1 protein-coding gene and 1 pseudogene are annotated in these 2,330 nt (G+C 39.8%); both read right to left on the reverse strand.

The genetic code is table 11. The features are described from left to right. Positions 1-107 precede the first annotated feature (107 nt). Positions 108-773 (reverse strand): annotated as a pseudogene (locus AABI99_RS18090) (hypothetical protein). A 133-nt stretch (positions 774-906) separates the two neighbouring features. After that, positions 907-2,330, reverse strand: a 1,424-nt coding sequence (locus tag AABI99_RS18095) for a phytase (RefSeq protein WP_338367509.1), incomplete at its 5' end; no start/stop codon positions are given.

Genomic DNA, 2,330 nt, shown 5'->3' on the forward strand with positions numbered 1-2,330 from the left:
ACTACCACAGCGCAGCGCCACAACTGCTTACACTGATATAATTTTTAAAACTTTATATTTCCAAAGTTAATCCAAAGGCTCGAAAGGGCCTTTTTTCATGTTTGAAACTATTTATTTAAACTTTCTGCTTCGTAAAACAAAGGTTTTAGGGAGCCGCAGTTTATAAATTTATACGTTAACTCATTCTGGCTAGGAAGGAGGGTTGAGGTTCTAAACTTTTGCATACAGGCATTTACCAAATCTACAAAAATTAAGTGGCTGAAACTAGGTGCTTGGCTAATTTTATGTATGTAAATTCGCTCTGTGCTACCTAGGTCTATCATGTCGTATTCTTGCCACTGGCTAGCTTTAGCTAAATCTTTTAATTGGCGAGCATATAGCTGCTTACTCATTTCTATTGTTCTGTTTGTGTAAATTAGGCTGCCTGCTTTTTTGTAATTGCCTTCGTACACATCTGCGGTAATGGTTATTTCTTCACCGCGCATTAAGCGTTGAATATTAAATGGTTTGGGCTTTAGCGTTATAAGCTCTGCGTTGCGTACAACATCTAAAAAAGCCACATCGGGGTTTTTAATCCTATACACCACTTGTACATCGTGCGGTAATTTATAGCCGGGTAAGTTAAACGCATAAATTCATGAACCTTTATTCACCAGTGCTATTGCATGCTCAGCCTTGTATTTGGGGTTGAGTGGTGGCAATTCTGCTGCCTCTTCCTCAGCAAAAGCGTATCCGCTTATAGTAATGATCAACAAAGTAAGAAGTAAACGCATAATAACCTCAATTAATTTAGGAGTTAAAAGTGTAGAATATAGCTTTAATAACTCTAAATTTAATAGGTTTATTTTAAATACACATAGTAAAAAGGCTCGTAAGAGCCTTATTGCGTTTAAATATGGTAGGTTTTTACTTAATCGCTTTTTTAACTTCACGCCAGTCAATAATTTTAAAATTTTGTGGTTGTAGTGGCATACGGTTGTAGCCGTCTTGCACTATAAGCATGCCTTCAGGATAGCCTGGTAAAGCTTTTGCTGTAACGGTTAAGCCGTCTGTTTCACCTGCGCCGTCAATGCCTTTATCTAGATTAGCAATCACATTAAATTTACCTGCAAAGCTTAGACTAGGTTGTGTATTATCTGATATTTTATAAAGCACGTAGCTATTATCGCCTTGGCTTGATACCACTAAATAGCGAGCATCATCAGCATGATAGATTTCCATGCCTTCAACATCAGCAACAAGTTGCTCATTTATACCTTGTAGCATGACCGCTTTGTTACCAGCACTGGGTTCAGCATCGATATACCAAATGCCTGCATCTTCTTCACCTGCAAATAATTGGCCGCGCTTATCATCAGCACTACAGCCTTCAGGCTGGCTTGGTAGGGTAAACTCTCTAACCAGTTCACCGCTTAAGTTACTTTGCTCACCGGTGAGTTTATATTGCTGGAATAAACCTGATTTATCATTAACAAATATGTATTGACCAGATTCAGACGAATACATACACATACCGTAAATCTCGGCTAGGTTTGTGGCTACTTCTGTTACATGGTTTACTTTGTTCGCGCTATCGACAGTAAACACGCTAATACTGTTAAGCGTGCGGTTGCTGGCTGTGATCCAAGTCTGGGTTTCGTTGTTTATATCCTGATGCTGGCGTACATCAACATTATTTAAACGCCCTACATTAAGTGATTGTACTTTGTTGCCATCAAGATCATAAACCATCAAGCCGCGACGTTTATCTGTGCCTAAAATTAAGCTGTTTTTAGCGTCTTGCTCATTTATCCAAATTGCCGGGTCATCCGCTGCATCACCAAATGCTGCTACTGGTGTTGTTTGTGCGCTGGCATGGAGGTGAGTCATAGCAACTTTGCTATTTGAGACAGAAGTTTGCGCTGCGTAGTTAACGTTTGCTTGAATGTAGGCACCTGTTTCATCATCAATTAAAACTAGCTGCGCTTGATTGTTATTGATCAAACTCGTTGCAACAGATTCAATGGTGTGATCGCCAGAAAGTGACCACTGACTTAGTTTTTCAGTATTTTCGTGGTAAGCATAGATCATATTGCCATCAGTGGCAGTAAGCCATAAAGTACCATCTTGTGATACTGATAATGCCCCGATTTCACTGTTTAATTCACCGTATGGCTCAACTAAAGCCACAGGTTGTTTATTGGCATCTGATTCCGCATCAGCATTGATAGCCCACACACCTAGCTCTGCTTCGCCCACATACAAGGTTTTTGTTTCATCATTAACAGCACAGCCTGAAGCCTCAGTGACTGCAGAGAACTCACGTACTGCAATATTTTTAGCTTGTTTAG

Source organism: uncultured Pseudoalteromonas sp. (genome assembly GCF_963922945.1).
GTDB lineage: Bacteria > Pseudomonadota > Gammaproteobacteria > Enterobacterales > Alteromonadaceae > Pseudoalteromonas.